At 46.6% G+C, this 13,709-nt stretch carries 14 protein-coding genes; 9 read left to right on the top strand and 5 right to left on the bottom strand.

Annotation, left to right across the window (positions count from 1 at the left end; all coding sequences use genetic code 11):
- Positions 1-22: 22 nt before the first annotated feature.
- The 9 genes from hprK to metK are packed head-to-tail and all read left to right on the top strand — an operon-like array spanning position 23 to position 7,498.
- Positions 23-997 carry an HPr(Ser) kinase/phosphatase gene (gene hprK, locus BLU87_RS08020; RefSeq protein WP_092346506.1) on the top strand — a complete coding sequence of 325 codons (975 nt, stop codon included), beginning with the start codon at positions 23-25 and terminating at the stop codon, positions 995-997.
- Positions 994-1,854, top strand: a complete 861-nt coding sequence (gene rapZ / locus BLU87_RS08015) for an RNase adapter RapZ (RefSeq protein ID WP_092346504.1) — start codon at positions 994-996, stop codon at positions 1,852-1,854. The genes hprK and rapZ overlap by 4 nt, the downstream gene beginning before the upstream one ends.
- Positions 1,855-1,857: 3 nt before the next feature.
- On the top strand, positions 1,858-2,265 hold the full coding sequence (locus BLU87_RS08010; RefSeq protein ID WP_092346502.1) for a PTS sugar transporter subunit IIA: 408 nt from the start codon (positions 1,858-1,860) through the stop codon (positions 2,263-2,265).
- A 20-nt stretch (positions 2,266-2,285) separates the two neighbouring features.
- Entirely contained in the window at positions 2,286-2,780 is a 495-nt protein-coding gene (locus BLU87_RS08005) for a PTS sugar transporter subunit IIB (protein WP_092346500.1), read from the top strand.
- Positions 2,780-3,469 carry a PTS sugar transporter subunit IIC gene (locus BLU87_RS08000; protein ID WP_092346498.1) on the top strand — a complete coding sequence of 230 codons (690 nt, stop codon included), beginning with the start codon at positions 2,780-2,782 and terminating at the stop codon, positions 3,467-3,469. The genes BLU87_RS08005 and BLU87_RS08000 overlap by 1 nt, the downstream gene beginning before the upstream one ends.
- Positions 3,470-3,471: 2 nt before the next feature.
- Positions 3,472-4,257, top strand: coding sequence for a PTS system mannose/fructose/sorbose family transporter subunit IID (locus BLU87_RS07995; RefSeq protein WP_092346496.1), 786 nt, complete (start codon positions 3,472-3,474; stop codon positions 4,255-4,257).
- Positions 4,258-4,259: 2 nt separating this feature from the next.
- Positions 4,260-4,526, top strand: coding sequence for an HPr family phosphocarrier protein (locus BLU87_RS07990; protein WP_092346494.1), 267 nt, complete (start codon positions 4,260-4,262; stop codon positions 4,524-4,526).
- Positions 4,513-6,291: a phosphoenolpyruvate--protein phosphotransferase gene (gene ptsP, locus BLU87_RS07985; protein ID WP_281242525.1), complete on the top strand. Its 1,779-nt coding sequence runs from the start codon at positions 4,513-4,515 to the stop codon at positions 6,289-6,291. The genes BLU87_RS07990 and ptsP overlap by 14 nt, the downstream gene beginning before the upstream one ends.
- A 37-nt stretch (positions 6,292-6,328) precedes the next feature.
- Positions 6,329-7,498 carry a methionine adenosyltransferase gene (gene metK / locus BLU87_RS07980; protein WP_092346490.1) on the top strand — a complete coding sequence of 390 codons (1,170 nt, stop codon included), beginning with the start codon at positions 6,329-6,331 and terminating at the stop codon, positions 7,496-7,498.
- Positions 7,499-7,576: 78 nt separating this feature from the next.
- On the opposite strand, the gene BLU87_RS07975 is transcribed toward metK, so the two are convergent.
- The 5 genes from BLU87_RS07975 to BLU87_RS07955 all read right to left on the bottom strand — a co-directional run bounded on the left by BLU87_RS07975 (position 7,577) and on the right by BLU87_RS07955 (position 13,695).
- Complete coding sequence (locus BLU87_RS07975; RefSeq protein ID WP_092346488.1) at positions 7,577-8,464, bottom strand: carbon-nitrogen hydrolase; 888 nt, start codon at positions 8,462-8,464, stop codon at positions 7,577-7,579.
- Positions 8,461-9,501 carry an agmatine deiminase family protein gene (locus tag BLU87_RS07970; protein WP_092346486.1) on the bottom strand — a complete coding sequence of 347 codons (1,041 nt, stop codon included), beginning with the start codon at positions 9,499-9,501 and terminating at the stop codon, positions 8,461-8,463. Before BLU87_RS07970 ends, BLU87_RS07975 begins: the two co-directional genes overlap by 4 nt.
- 25 nt (positions 9,502-9,526) lie before the next feature.
- Positions 9,527-10,051 carry a peptidylprolyl isomerase gene (locus BLU87_RS07965; RefSeq protein ID WP_092346484.1) on the bottom strand — a complete coding sequence of 175 codons (525 nt, stop codon included), beginning with the start codon at positions 10,049-10,051 and terminating at the stop codon, positions 9,527-9,529.
- Positions 10,052-10,217: 166 nt separating this feature from the next.
- On the bottom strand, positions 10,218-12,404 hold the full coding sequence (locus BLU87_RS07960; RefSeq protein ID WP_092346482.1) for an EAL domain-containing protein: 2,187 nt from the start codon (positions 12,402-12,404) through the stop codon (positions 10,218-10,220).
- Between the two features lie 52 nt (positions 12,405-12,456).
- Positions 12,457-13,695, bottom strand: a complete 1,239-nt coding sequence (locus BLU87_RS07955) for a response regulator (protein WP_092346480.1) — start codon at positions 13,693-13,695, stop codon at positions 12,457-12,459.
- Positions 13,696-13,709 lie beyond the last annotated feature (14 nt).

Here is a 13,709-nt window from a genome sequence, read left to right as displayed (position 1 = left end):
ATGGTGATCAGCCCATAATATTATGACAAAACTGACAATCCAGGAAATCCTTGATGAAAAAGAAGCAGGCCTTGACCTTGAGCTGTTGTCAGGGGCTGTTGGATTGTCGAAGACTGTCTCTGTTCCGCGAATTCAGAAACTTGGTCTTGCCCTCGCCGGGTATACCGATAGCTTGCATCCAGAACGGGTGCAGATCATTGGCTCAACTGAATTGAGTTTTCTGAAAATGATGCCGGAAGATAAAGCCATTGGAGTGTTGCGGAGCCTCTGCAGCAACAATCTTTCCTGCCTGATTGTCACTAAAAATCAACAAGTTCCAGACTACATTATTGAACTTTCAGAGGTGGGAGGGACTCCCCTCTTGCGGACTAAGCACCTCAGTTCAAACTTTATTGCGTTGCTGACCCGTTTTTTGGAAGAGAGGTTGCTACCGACTTCGACCTTGCATGGCGTGTTGGTGGATGTCCTTGGTCTTGGGGTTTTGTTACAGGGGAAAAGTGGTGTCGGTAAAAGTGAATGTGCGCTGGAGTTGATTTTACGCGGTTACCGTCTGGTCGCTGACGATATCATTAAGGTGCGGTTTAAACTCCCTGCCGTCGTTTTTGGCGAAGGAATGGATCTGCTCAATTATCATATGGAAATACGGGGCTTGGGGATTCTGAATATCAAGCATCTATTTGGTGTCGCGGCAATCAGGGAACGTAAAAAAATTGATCTGGTTATCGAATTGGTCAAATGGGAAGATGGGAAAGAATATGATCGACTCGGTGTCGATGAAAAGACTTTTAGTCTCCATGGGGTTGATCTCCCGTTTGCCCGCATACCTGTCGCACCAGGGCGGAATATCAGTACAATTGTTGAGGTGGCAGCAAGGAATCAACTCTTGAAAGAGATGGGCTATCATAGTGCGCGGGAGTTTCAGGAACTTTTAGAAAAACGGATGGCAGCAGCGGCGCATCTTCATTCTCATTCCATCATTGGGGAGGATCTTGAATGAGTCGGCGACTTCTGATCATCACCGGCCTGTCTGGCTCTGGGAAAAGTACCGCCGCTCATGTTTTTGAAGACCAGGGTTTTTTTGTCGTCGACAATTTGCCTTTGGTGATGCTCCCTGATTTTATGCACCGGGTTGGTGAGGGGCTGAACCCGAACGCAGATGTTGCCGTTGTTATTGATGTCCGGAATCGAGGCTTCCTGACCGATTACCAAGAGACCTTCAAGCAATTAACCCACAATGGATATAAACTGGATATCTTGTTTTTTGAAGCTGCAGATGAAGTCCTGCAGCGGCGTTATTCAGAGACCCGTCGTGCCCATCCACTGGCAGAGTCACAGACTGTTCAGAAGGGGATCGATAAAGAGCGGCAACAACTGCGGATGTTGCGGGATAGCGCAACCAAGGTGATCGACTCCAGTAGCTTGAATTCCCGGCAGCTACGCGATCTGATGCTGGCTTTTATCGGTGAAAAAAACACCTCTCATCTCATTGTCAACCTGGAGTCTTTTGGCTATCGTTACGGCCTTCCACCTGCAGCAGATCTGGTTTTTGATGTCCGTTTTTTACCTAACCCCCATTATATAGAAGAGTTAAGGCCACTTACGGGGTTGGATTCGCGGTTACGCCAATATGTTACGTCCCAACAGGCTTGCTGTGATTTTCGCCATTATCTCGACCCTTTGTTGGCTTTTTTACTGCCTCATTACCGAGATGAAGGGAAGAGTTATTTGACTATTGCCATTGGTTGTACCGGTGGACGGCACAGAAGCGTATCAATTGTTGAGGACCTTTACCGAAGTTTTCCTGCTCCAGAGGTTGCCTTGCGTATCAATCATCGTGATATTGAAAAAGGATAGCCGATGATTGGTATTGTCTTGGTTTCTCATGCTGGAATCGCTGATGAGCTCCTGCACGCTGCAGAGTTAATACTCGGGCCAGTCAGGTCTATTGCAGCTGTCAGCATCAGTCGTGACATGTCCATTGATGTTGCCAAAGAGAAACTCCAGCAGGCTTTAAAGGCGGTGAACAACAATCAAGACGGGGTGATTATTTTGACTGATCTGTTCGGTGGAACCCCTACGAATCTCAGTGCTGAATTTTTGCAGGACGGTGATATAGAAATTCTGACCGGGGTTAATTTACCCATGCTTCTCAAAGGGATCAGTTCTCGCGAAGATCACGACTTAAATGGATTGGCGACACTCCTTAAAGACTATGCTCAAAATGCAATTATGCGTCCTTCTGAACTTCTACGTTCGGTTCGATAGGTCAACATCCTGGAGAATTGATGAATCTTGTATTGACTCGCATTGATAACCGATTAATCCATGGTCAAGTTTTAGAGGCTTGGGTCCCGTTTGTCAGGGCGGACTGTATTGTTGTCGCGAATGATGATATCGCTGGCAATCCTCTTAAAAAAATGATGATGCAAGTCTCTGTTCCCAGCCGGATACGGGTAGAAATAGGAACCGTAGCAGAGTCTGTTGCTTTATTGAAATCTACCAAGCTTGACTGCTGCCGGGTTCTCTTGCTGTTCGGTACCACAGCAGATGCTGTCTCTGCATATCGCGAAGGGTTGGTATATAGCCGCCTCAATCTTGGTAATTTGCAGGCAGACAAAGGTAAGGAACGGTTCAGTTGTACTTTGTTCTTAAATCCAAGCGATCTGGATGACTTGGAAATACTGGATCAGGCCGGTATCAAGATTACCTCACGTTGTGTTCCTGCTGAGAGTGAGCGCTCTTGGAGGAAGCTGATTCCTGCTTGTAAAGGGAAAAAATAATGGTTGCTAGCTTGACTATTGGTGCCCTGGTCTCTTTAGTTTGCGGCTTGGATCGTGTCGCGATCCTCCAGATTATGATTTCCAGACCTATTGTCGCCGCACCGCTGACGGCTTTGTTGCTGGGCGAACCTCTGATCGGTTTACAGATCGGTGTTATGGTGGAATTATTATGGTTAGCCCGGTTACCTGTTGGGGCCGCTATTCCACCCGATGATACTCAAGTTGCGATCTCTTCAAGTGTCTTGGCCATTATCATGGCAAAGACCTTATCGGCTTCAGGGACTGAGTTGTTTCTCTTATGTTTGTTGATAGCTATTCCGCTTGGAAAAGTCGGTCAATATTTCGATCACTATGCCAGACAATACAATATTCGCTTAACCAAAAAAGTGGATTCGGCCCTTGAGAATGGTTCATTGTTAACAGCAGAATTACAGCACTTGCGAGGCTTGGGAAGCTTTTCACTCGCAGCAATCGGGACTTACGCGGTCATTATGCTCGGTGGATTATTGACGATTCCTTTACTGTGGCCGTTTCTGCAACACCCTTTGAGCCATTCATCGGGTTGGATTCAGTTAGCTTTTCCTCTGGTTGGTATCGCCGTTATCCTTGGAACAATTAATGTCAGTAGGGCGTTGACACTGTTTTGTACCTCGTTTGGTATGGCTTTTCTGCTGATGTGGTTGGTGTAGAGATGGCTATCCCTCGAAAGACCCGTATTTATATCTGGTTTCGCTTGCTCCTATTGCAGGCGAGTTGGAACTTCGAGCGTCTCCAGGGGATTGGTTTTTTCTATTGTCTCTTACCGGGGTTAAAAAAGCTCTATAGTGGAGAAAAACTGCTAACTGTCAGTCGCAAATATGCCGGTTATTTTAATACCCATGTCTATCTTGCCCCTATGGTTGCAGGCGCTGTTTTAAAGTTAGAAGAAGATCGTGCGCAAGGAATCGTGGATCCGGCACTTGAGGCTGATGATTTTAAAGAGATGGTGGCAGCGCCATACGCTGCGATTGGTGATGCCCTTTTCTGGGGGGGAGTGCGTCCACTCGCAGCGGGTGTTGCGCTGTTCTTTGCCATTAAAGGGATATTGTGGGCGCCCCTGATTTTTCTTCTTGTGTACAATATTTTGCCGATGTGGTTTCGTACTGTTTTTTTCGCGCGGGGTTACCGTCAGGGGATGAGGTCAGTTGAATTTATCCAACAACACAGGCTTCCTGATTGGGCCATCCATACGAAAGAAGCTGCTGTTGTTGTCCTTGGTGGCCTGAGTGCCTTTATGGTCTATTCTCATTTAAACCAAGTGGGTTTGCCGAGTTGGTTAGGGATGCTAACTCTTATCCCGATGGTGATCTTAGTGCTTGTGGCTCGACAGGGTTTGTCTCCCTTATTGCTCATTCTTATCACCGGAGGCAGCATTTTTTTGATTGGTTTATTTGGGGCTGACATGATTTGTTTGCTGGAATCCTGGGGGTTGAAATAATTATGCAAAATAAAAGTTTTACAATAAGAAATCGACTTGGATTGCATGCTAGGGCTGCTGCTCAACTGGTGCAGGCGGCGAATAAATTTGATTCAGAGATCGCTCTGGTTAAGGATGATGTGGAAGTAAATGGCAAGAGTATTATGGGAATTTTACTTCTTGCAGCACCACAGGGCACCGACATTTCTGTGACCGTGACAGGTGCCGACGAAGAGCAAGCAATGAAAATTATAACAGAATTGATTGAGGATGGTTTTGGGGAAGATTAACGTCGCAACAGATACATACCTGGTTGGCATGGGGGTTTCACCGGGAATTGCTATCGGCAAGGTCAACTTGATTGACCAACGCCCATTGGTGGACCAGTCCCTCATCAACGGATCTGAGGTGGATGCGGAAATATCCCGCTTTCAACAGGCGATCGATCAAGCCCGTGAGCAGTTACAAAAAATTAAAAAAACCGTTTCGAAGCAACCTCATTTACGTGAACATCTCTATATTCTTGATACCCATCTGCTTATTCTTGAAGATGAAATGTTGGTCGAAGGGACAAAGAAAGAGATCCGTGCATTGGTCAATGTTGAGGGTGCGTTGACGCGGGTCCTTGAGAAGCTGCGTGCGCTGTTTGATAGTATTGATGATGAATATTTGCGCGAGAGACGCTCAGATGTTGACGCGGTCGGTGATCGGCTACTCCGAATATTGATGGGAGTCAGCGAACGGAACATTGACAAGATTGGGAGCTCGTCTATCGTCGTTGCTCATGACCTGTCACCGGCTGAAACGATACAGATGGACCGCTCTCATGTCCTCGGATTTATTACCGGTAAGGGAGGGCGAACTTCTCATACCGCAATTCTTGCACGGTCATTAGACATTCCTGCCGTCGTCGGTCTGGAGTCGATAACCGCAATGGTCGTCGATGGGATGACAGCCATTGTTGATGGTTTTTCTGGCGTCGTTATTCTTAAACCTTCGGAAAAGACCCTGCAGGAATACCTCATCCACAAGCAGTCTTATGACTGTTTGGAGCAAGACCTTGAACAATATCGAGACCTTCCGTCAATCACTAAAGATCAGGTTCATATCCCTTTGCGCGGAAATCTTGAGATTAGCAGTGATGTGATCCAGATTAAAAAACATGCTGCCGAAGGGATCGGTCTATATCGGACAGAGTTTCTCTATCTTGGCCGTAGTGCCCCGCCAGATGAAGAGGAGCAATTCCAATCGTATTGTGAAATTCTTAAACAGGCTGAAGGTGATCCCGTTACGATTAGAACTCTCGATATCGGTGGTGATAAATTTGTCCCTGAACTTAATCTTGATGATGAGGCAAACCCGGCCATGGGATTGCGAGCGATCCGTTTCTCTCTTCATGAAGAACAACTGTTTAAAATCCAGTTAAGGGCCATATTGAGGGCCTCTAGTTGTGGACGTGTTCGAATTTTATTTCCGATGATCAGTGGCGTTGCCGAAATTCGTGCCTGTAAGAAAATGCTTGGCGATATCCAGGCTCAGTTGGACAAGGAAGGGATCAGCTATGATCCCGATCTTGCTATTGGAATTATGATCGAAACGCCCTCAGCAGTGATGATTGCTCCGCTGTTAGCCAAAGAGGTCGATTTTTTCTCGGTTGGGACAAATGATTTGATCCAATACTTCCTCGCTGTAGATCGTGGTAATGAACATGTCGCCTACCTGTATGACCCTTTGCATCCGGCAATATTGCGAGCTCTGAAAATGACCTGTGATGCTGCAAATGAAGCAGGGATAGAGGTGTGTATTTGCGGTGAGATGGCAGGAGAACCGCTTTATGCTCTTGTCCTTGTTGGTTTGGGGTTTCATGAGCTTTCCATGAATCCAGCATGTGTTCCCAGGGTAAAGCGGGTTTTACGTCAAGTTTCCAAGCAAGATGGTGCCACCCTAGTCAAACAATTATTATTGTTGTCGACAAGTAAAGAAGTCTCTACAATAATTGAAGCAGAAATGCGTAGACGGTTGCCAGCGATTTTCGCGCAACCACCAATACAATAAAGCGAATAATAAAGTGAAATTGAAAGGGTACTGAGATATGGCAATGACCGATTTTTTATTTACTTCTGAATCTGTTGGAGAGGGGCACCCCGATAAGGTTGCAGATCAGATTTCCGATGCTGTTCTGGATGCTATTCTAGAACAGGATCCAAAGGCCCGGGTGGCCTGTGAAACATTAGTTACAACCGGTATGGCTGTTATTGCTGGTGAAATTACGACAACAGCTTATGCTGATTTGCCGGCAATTGTCCGCCAAACTATTAAAGATATAGGTTATAACGATTCCGCGATTGGATTTGATTATAAAACTTGTGCAGTGTTGACTTCAATTGATCAACAATCTCCCGACATCTCTCAAGGAGTCAGTGAGGGGGAAGGTCTTTTTGTCGAACAAGGGGCTGGTGATCAGGGGCTGATGTTTGGTTTTGCCTGTGATGAAACCCCAGAACTCATGCCGATGCCGATTACCCTCGCGCATAAATTAACAAAAAAGCTGGCCGATGTTCGCAAGAACAATACCCTTGATTTTTTGCGTCCAGACAGTAAATCACAAGTTTCTATAGAGTATGTTGATGACAAACCAACCCGCATTGACACAGTTGTCATTTCGACTCAACATAGTCCCGAAGTTGCCTACGAAGATCTGAGAGATGCCATTATCGAGGAGGTCATTAAGCCTCTTTTGCCAGCCGATCTTCTGGATAGTCAAACCCGTTATCTCATCAACCCGACCGGTCGTTTTGTTGTCGGAGGTCCAATGGGCGATTGTGGCTTAACGGGGCGGAAGATCATTGTTGATACTTATGGTGGTCAAGGGTCTCATGGCGGTGGGGCGTTCAGTGGCAAGGACCCTTCAAAGGTTGATCGCAGTGCGTCTTATATGGCACGTTATGTTGCCAAGAATATTGTCGCTGCTGGATTAGCCAGTAAATGTGAAGTTCAACTTGCTTACGCCATCGGAGTTGCTGAGCCCGTTTCGGTGATGATCAATGCTTTCGGCACCGGAAAGGTTCCCTCAGATAAAATTGCTAAAATTGTTCGGGAAGAATTTGATATGCGACCTGCTGCGATTATCCAACAGCTTGATCTTCTCCGGCCTATTTATCGGCAGACCGCAGCCTATGGTCATTTTGGGCGAGAATTGCCTGGTTTTACCTGGGAAGTAACCGACCGCGTGGATTCACTCCGTTCTCGCGCTGGACTCTGAATCTAAGCAGATCGTAGCGTCAACCGAGGATAAGAAAAAAGGGCAAGCTCCTGCTGGTTTGCCCTTTTTTCTTTCGTATCACTCCTCGCGATATAGTTTTAAGATTTCTTGATATTGATCAATCCTCCGGTCACGGAAGAATGGCCAGATCTTCCTGACTTTCTCGCTTTGGGTCAGGTCGATATCACCGTATAAAATTTCTTCCTTATTTGCACTCGCCTGAGCCAGTATTTCTCCCTGACAACCGGCAATAAAACTGTTTCCCCAAAAATGTATCCCTGGCGTGACCTGACTTGGATCAGCTTCATAACCGACTCGATTAACCGCAATGGTTGGGGTCCCGTTGGCTATAGCGTGTCCTTGCTGTACGGTCATCCAGGCGGTTGTCTGCCGTTGCTGTTCTTCGCAGTCGTCTCTTTGGTCGTGGCCAATGGCGGTTGGATAGATCAATACTTCTGCGCCCGCTAAAGCCATTAATCGAGCTGCTTCGGGGTACCATTGGTCCCAACAGATAAGAACACCAAGTTTCCCTACAGAGGTTTGAATCGGAGTGAAGCCGAGATCCCCGGGGGTGAAGTAGAATTTTTCGTAGTAACCAGGGTCGTCAGGGATATGCATCTTTCGATAGATGCCGGCAATGGAGCCGTCCTTTTCCAAAACAACGGCAGTGTTGTGGTACAGCCCCGCTGCACGCTTCTCAAACAGTGAAATGACGAGGACGATGCCCAATTTTTCTGCCAGTTGAGCAAACTTATGGGTGATAGGACCAGGAACATTTACTGCTAAATCAAAATTAGCCAGATCTTCTGTTTGGCAAAAATAAGGGGTGCAGTGTAACTCCGGCAATATAATAAGTTCGGCCCCAGCTGCTGCTGCAAGCCGGATTTGTTCACAACTTTTGCTGACATTCTCCTCTTGATTCGCAGCGCAACTCTGTTGCACCAAGGCGGTCTTTAGACGGCTCACGCTAAAACTCCTTGAGGTATTTGCATCGTAATACAATGGAGGGAACCATGCTGTTTGATCAGAGCGCGGCAATCAACGCCGATAATCTCTCGATCTGGGAAGACTTTGCCGATAATGTTTATGGCCTGGGAGTCCGCAGGGTCATTATAGGTCGGAACCAGCACTGCCGCATTGATAAGCAGATAGTTGGCGTAGGATGCTGGTAAACGGTCACCGTCGTCATAGCATGCGTGTGGCCAGGGAAGGGGCACTAACTGGTAAGGGCGTCCATCGGGGGTTTTAAATGTTTGCAGTTGTTGTTCCATGGATTTAAGTTCTGAATAATGCTCGTCTTCGCTGTCGTTACAACGGACATAGAGAATGACATCATCAGGACAAAGGCGGGCTAAGGTGTCAATGTGTGAATCGGTATCATCTCCTGCGAGCCAGCCGTGTTCGAGCCAGAGAACGTGATCACATCCAAAATATTGTGAAAGGGTTAATTCCAGGGCTTTTTTATCCATGTGTGGATTGCGGTTCGGGTTGAGAAGGCATGCCGATGTTGTCAGCATCGTTCCCGAACCGTTGGTTTCAATACTGCCACCTTCAAGAACGAAGTCGATGGTGGTTTTCAAGGCGTTGCTGAATCTCCCCGTATTGTATAATTGTGAGGTCGCCTGGTTGTCCTTGGTTGCCGGAAACTTCAAGCCCCAACCGTTAAAAGTAAAGTCAAGGAGTTGGGGTTTGTTGCCTGTGTATATGGTGATTGGCCCGAAATCACGCGTCCAGGTGTCGTTGGTATCAATTTGGATGAGAATAAGACGGGAGTGGTCAATTCCGGCTTGTTTGACCGCATCACGAACAATCTGCAGTTCTGGCGCAATCACAATGACTGTTTCAAATCGGCTGATCTGACGGATAAGCTCGATATAAACCTTTGTCACTTGATCAAGAATAGGTCGCCAGTCTGTCTGCACATGTGGCCAGGCCAGTAGCACTGCATCCTGCGGCTCCCATTCAGCGGGGAGCCGAGGCGTCGTTACCGGGGGAAAGTTCATTTTGCTCTTGCTCCAAAAAAACGACTTACTTCGTTTCCGCCGCTTCCTGAATTGATACACTTTCAATAATGATTGCTTCTGTGGGAACATCCTGATGGTGTCCGTTATTGCCAGTACTGACTTTGGCGATCTCATCGACAACATCCATTCCTTTTATCACTTGCCCGAAAACGGCATAACCGTAACCGTTGGGTGTTTTCCCCTGATGGTTAAGGAAGTCGTTGTCGGCTAAATTAATAAAAAACTGACTGCTGGCACTGTCGACAACTTGAGTCCGAGCCATGGCAATCGACCCCCGCAGATTTTTCAACCCGTTGTGTGCTTCGTTTTTGATTTCTGTTTTGGTTTTCTTCTGCCCCATTTCGGGGGTGAACCCTCCACCTTGAATCATGAAATTGGGGATAACGCGATGAAAAATAGTTTGGTCGAAGAAGTTATCGCGAACATAACTAAGAAAATTCTCAGTGGTGATGGGGGCTTTCTCTGCGTCTAATTCAATAATAATCAGCCCTTTGTTGGTTTGCATTTCTACAATTGGTTGCGTGCTCATGTGTACCTCCCTTTAAAATCGTGGTCACTTAGAATCCTGTTTGGACGCTAGCTCAATAGACAGACTCTTATAGAATGCAGTTGATACCATATTTTGTTGAATGATGGATAAGAAATATAAGGGGATTTAGAATTGTATTCTCGGTATAAGACGTAGTCTGTCGAGCTCAACCCTGTGTCTTGCCGGTTTTTAGCAATTCGACGAATGTCTCATTTGCCACAGGTTTGCTGAACAGATATCCCTGAAAGAGGGGGCAACCTTTTCCTTCCAGGAACTCAAGCTCATATTTGGTTTCTACCCCTTCAGCAATGACTTTAAGATCTAAATGGGTTGCCATGGAGATGATTGTATCGACAATTGCTGCATCGTTGCTGTCTGTTTCAATATCGTGAACAAATGATTGATCAATTTTGAGGATGTCCAAGGGCATTTTTTTCAGATAAGTCAATGATGAGTAGCCTGTTCCAAAGTCATCAATTGAGAGCTCGATCCCCATCTTTTTAAGTGCTTCCATTTTTTCAATAGTGTCCAGAATGTTGTCAATGACCATCCCTTCGGTCAACTCAAGACCGAGTTGCCGTGGGTCCGCGCCCGTCTTATCAAGAATGGTTTGCACCTGGCTGATAAAATTGGGCTGACGAAACTGCCGGGGACTGACATTGACGGCAAGGTGATGGACCGATAAACCCTGATTGTTCCAATCCTTTAAATGTTCGCAGGCGGTCTGTAAAACCCACTCACCTATAGGCAGAATCAGACCTGTTGCCTCTGCAATCGGGATGAATGTTGCCGGGGAAATATAGCCTTTTTCCGGGTGTTTCCAGCGTACCAGCGTCTCTGCTCCGAGGATTGTCCCACGGCTATTGACCTGGGGTTGAAAATTAAGAGAGAGCTCTCCCCGGTCCAAGGCGTGACGTAATTCTTTTTCAATGGCGAGACGGTTGTCTGCTGCCGCCTGCATGCTGGGGAGAAAAAACCTGATTGTATCGCGGCCATCATCTTTGGCCCGGTACATAGCCGTGTCGGCATAACGGAGAATATCATCACCGGTTTCTTGGCTGTTTTTTCCTGCTGGGAACATGGCCACACCGATACTTGGCGTGATATGGAGCTCATGACCGTCAATCATATTCTTCTCTGAGAGTTTAACTTTGATATGTTCCGCTTTTTGTTGTGCACGTGCCGCTGCGACGGTTGGATCGTTGCCAAGGTCGGAGAGAAGCATGACAAATTCATCTCCACCGAGTCGCGAAACCGTATCGTCACTGCGCAGATCTTTGAGTAGTTGCGCGGAGACCGCTTTTAATAGTGAATCTCCAACCGGGTGTCCCAGTGAATCATTAATATTTTTGAACCGATCCAGATCGAGGAAAAGCATCGCACCATAATGGCCATAACGTCGTGCGCGAGAAATATTTTGTTCCAAGCGATCCAGAAGCAAGCGGCGGTTGGGCAGTTCGGTTAAGGCGTCATAAAAGGCGAGATGTTGAATTTTAGCTTCAGCGAGCTTGCGATCGGTGACGTCACGCAGCGTTGCACACAGCTTGTCACCGGTCTGCTCTGACCCTTGTTGGTAGCTGGCATTGAGTGAGCAGGGAATGAGTGTTGCGTCTTTGTCCTGCAAATGGAGTTCGTAATCATAAATTTTATTATCAGCTCTCAAGCGGTCGAACAGACGCTCTCGGTCTCTTAAGCTGGGAAAAATTTTATCGATATTCTGATTAATAATTTCTTCGCGATGGTATTGTGATATGTGCGAAATTGAGGGGCTGATTTCGGTGATGGTCCCATCCAGACGCATTTCCAGGTAAACGTCCTGCAAGTTATCAAAGATGAGTCGATATTTCTGCTCGCTATTTTTTAATTTTACATTGGATTGATTCAGGTCTTTGACTGCTTTTTGCAGCGCATGTGTCCGTCTGGTGACTTCTTCCTCCAGGTGTTCTTGGTACACACGATTTTCGATGATCAACCGGGAACGTTCCAGAGCCTGATTGATGGCGTGGAGGAGGACGGGCATGTCCTGTATTGGTTTTAACAGATAATTCCACGCGCCACAGCGGATAGCTTCTATGGCATCGCCGATGACACCTGTTCCAGAAACCACAATGATCGGGGTGTCGGGGGAAGCGCTTTTAATTTTTTCTATGACTTCCAGTCCATCAACTTCTGGCATCCGTAAATCACAGAGGACCAGGTCGGGTTTTTCGCGGGCAAAAATTTCCAAACCTTCTTGACCGTTTCTAGCCTCGATGACTCGATAATCGTAATCCTCTAAAAACATCCGCAAACCGTCACGAATGTTTTCTTCATCGTCAATTGTCAGGATCGTTGGGCTCTTGCGTGGTTCCATAAGTAATGTCCCTAACCAGTCGGTTGTGATGAATCAATAAAAAAGTTACAAATCATGATGCTAGCGCGTTGACGGTTTTTTCAGTTTCAGAACGGAGGATTTCATTTTCCTCTTCAGACAGATAGAACTTCTCACGATACTTTTCAGTAATGACACGCGGACAGGTCTCTCCATTTGAACCATAGCCAAACTGATAACTGAGCAGGTTGGCAACATATGCAGCAATAATAACCTCTTTGTCCATCGGCGTTTCGTGAGGATAGTGATGCCATAGAATCGCACTGACAATAAACGGTGGTAATGTCCACCATTCAGCGAGAAAACTACCAAGCTCGGCATGCTGCGTTCCATAAATTTCAACTTCAGCATCCGGTAAGGGGCATTCTCTTGTAATAGCAAGGGTTATCGCTGCTTCGAACTGAGTCGGAAAAAAACTCACTGCGGCCAATTTCCCCAGATCATGCAGAAGCCCAGCAACAAAGGCGCGATCCTGTTGGACAATGTCTGAGGGGAACAGGGATTTAATGAGCAACCTTGCGAGAACTGCAGATGCCATTGCATGTTTTTTGAATTGGCCTAGGTCAAATCCTTCAATTTTGGGCAGTTTCTGCGCTATCGCTTGAGTAATGGCCTCTGCGAGAACCAGGTTTTCGACGATATCAGTTCCAAGGACAATGATTGCCTTTTTGATTGTGTCGACTTGAAAACGCTGCCCAAACAAGGCTGAGTTCGCCCAGTGCAATAGGGCGCTGGAAATGGCAACGTCCTGACCGATGAAAAAAGCCATCCTTTCTATATCAACCTCATCCTCACCAATGCAGGAGCGCACGTTTGTATAGCTTTCCGGAAGGGCTGGAAGCAATGTGGTCGAATTAATCAGGGCTTGAAATTTGGGGCTATGTTGCTTTTGCAGAGAGCTTTGACGTATGGCGCTACGGATGATTTCTTTGAACTCCTGGTCGACCCAGGGTTTTGGAATGACTTGCTGGGGGTGTCCTTCAGATAATGTCTGAACCAAATTATCCTGTTTGTTGTTCCCGTTCATGGCAATGCGGACAACTGCGGGATACTGTTTATGTACTTTGGTGAGCAGTTGAAATTGATCCACGTTCCCTGTTTGAGTGTCACAGACGATGAGATCAACACGATGGTTTTCCAGAAACACCATGGCTTCTGGGGCACTGGAGATGAATTGACAAACCCACGTTTCTTCGTGCAGCAGCTGTTGTAACTGGTCACGAATGTGTTGATTTTTATCGACAAACAGTATTGTGGGAATGCCTTGATTCATATAACAAAATCCAT

Source organism: Desulfuromusa kysingii (genome assembly GCF_900107645.1).
Taxonomy (GTDB): domain Bacteria; phylum Desulfobacterota; class Desulfuromonadia; order Desulfuromonadales; family Geopsychrobacteraceae; genus Desulfuromusa; species Desulfuromusa kysingii.
Note: the sequence above shows the minus strand (reverse complement) of the source record. Positions and strands in the feature narration are given on the sequence as shown.

Excerpts from the sequence above, each read along its gene's own strand:
- metK (WP_092346490.1), top strand. The coding sequence starts at position 6,329 with ATGGCAATGACCGATTTTTTATTTACTTCTGAATCTGTTGGAGAGGGG.
- BLU87_RS07970 (WP_092346486.1), bottom strand. The coding sequence starts at position 9,501 with ATGAACTTTCCCCCGGTAACGACGCCTCGGCTCCCCGCTGAATGGGAG.
- BLU87_RS07955 (WP_092346480.1), bottom strand. The coding sequence starts at position 13,695 with ATGAATCAAGGCATTCCCACAATACTGTTTGTCGATAAAAATCAACAC.
- hprK (WP_092346506.1), top strand. The coding sequence starts at position 23 with ATGACAAAACTGACAATCCAGGAAATCCTTGATGAAAAAGAAGCAGGC.
- BLU87_RS07990 (WP_092346494.1), top strand. The coding sequence starts at position 4,260 with ATGCAAAATAAAAGTTTTACAATAAGAAATCGACTTGGATTGCATGCT.
- BLU87_RS08010 (WP_092346502.1), top strand. The coding sequence starts at position 1,858 with ATGATTGGTATTGTCTTGGTTTCTCATGCTGGAATCGCTGATGAGCTC.
- BLU87_RS08005 (WP_092346500.1), top strand. The coding sequence starts at position 2,286 with ATGAATCTTGTATTGACTCGCATTGATAACCGATTAATCCATGGTCAA.
- BLU87_RS08000 (WP_092346498.1), top strand. The coding sequence starts at position 2,780 with ATGGTTGCTAGCTTGACTATTGGTGCCCTGGTCTCTTTAGTTTGCGGC.
- BLU87_RS07995 (WP_092346496.1), top strand. The coding sequence starts at position 3,472 with ATGGCTATCCCTCGAAAGACCCGTATTTATATCTGGTTTCGCTTGCTC.
- BLU87_RS07960 (WP_092346482.1), bottom strand. The coding sequence starts at position 12,404 with ATGGAACCACGCAAGAGCCCAACGATCCTGACAATTGACGATGAAGAA.
- BLU87_RS07965 (WP_092346484.1), bottom strand. The coding sequence starts at position 10,051 with ATGAGCACGCAACCAATTGTAGAAATGCAAACCAACAAAGGGCTGATT.
- rapZ (WP_092346504.1), top strand. The coding sequence starts at position 994 with ATGAGTCGGCGACTTCTGATCATCACCGGCCTGTCTGGCTCTGGGAAA.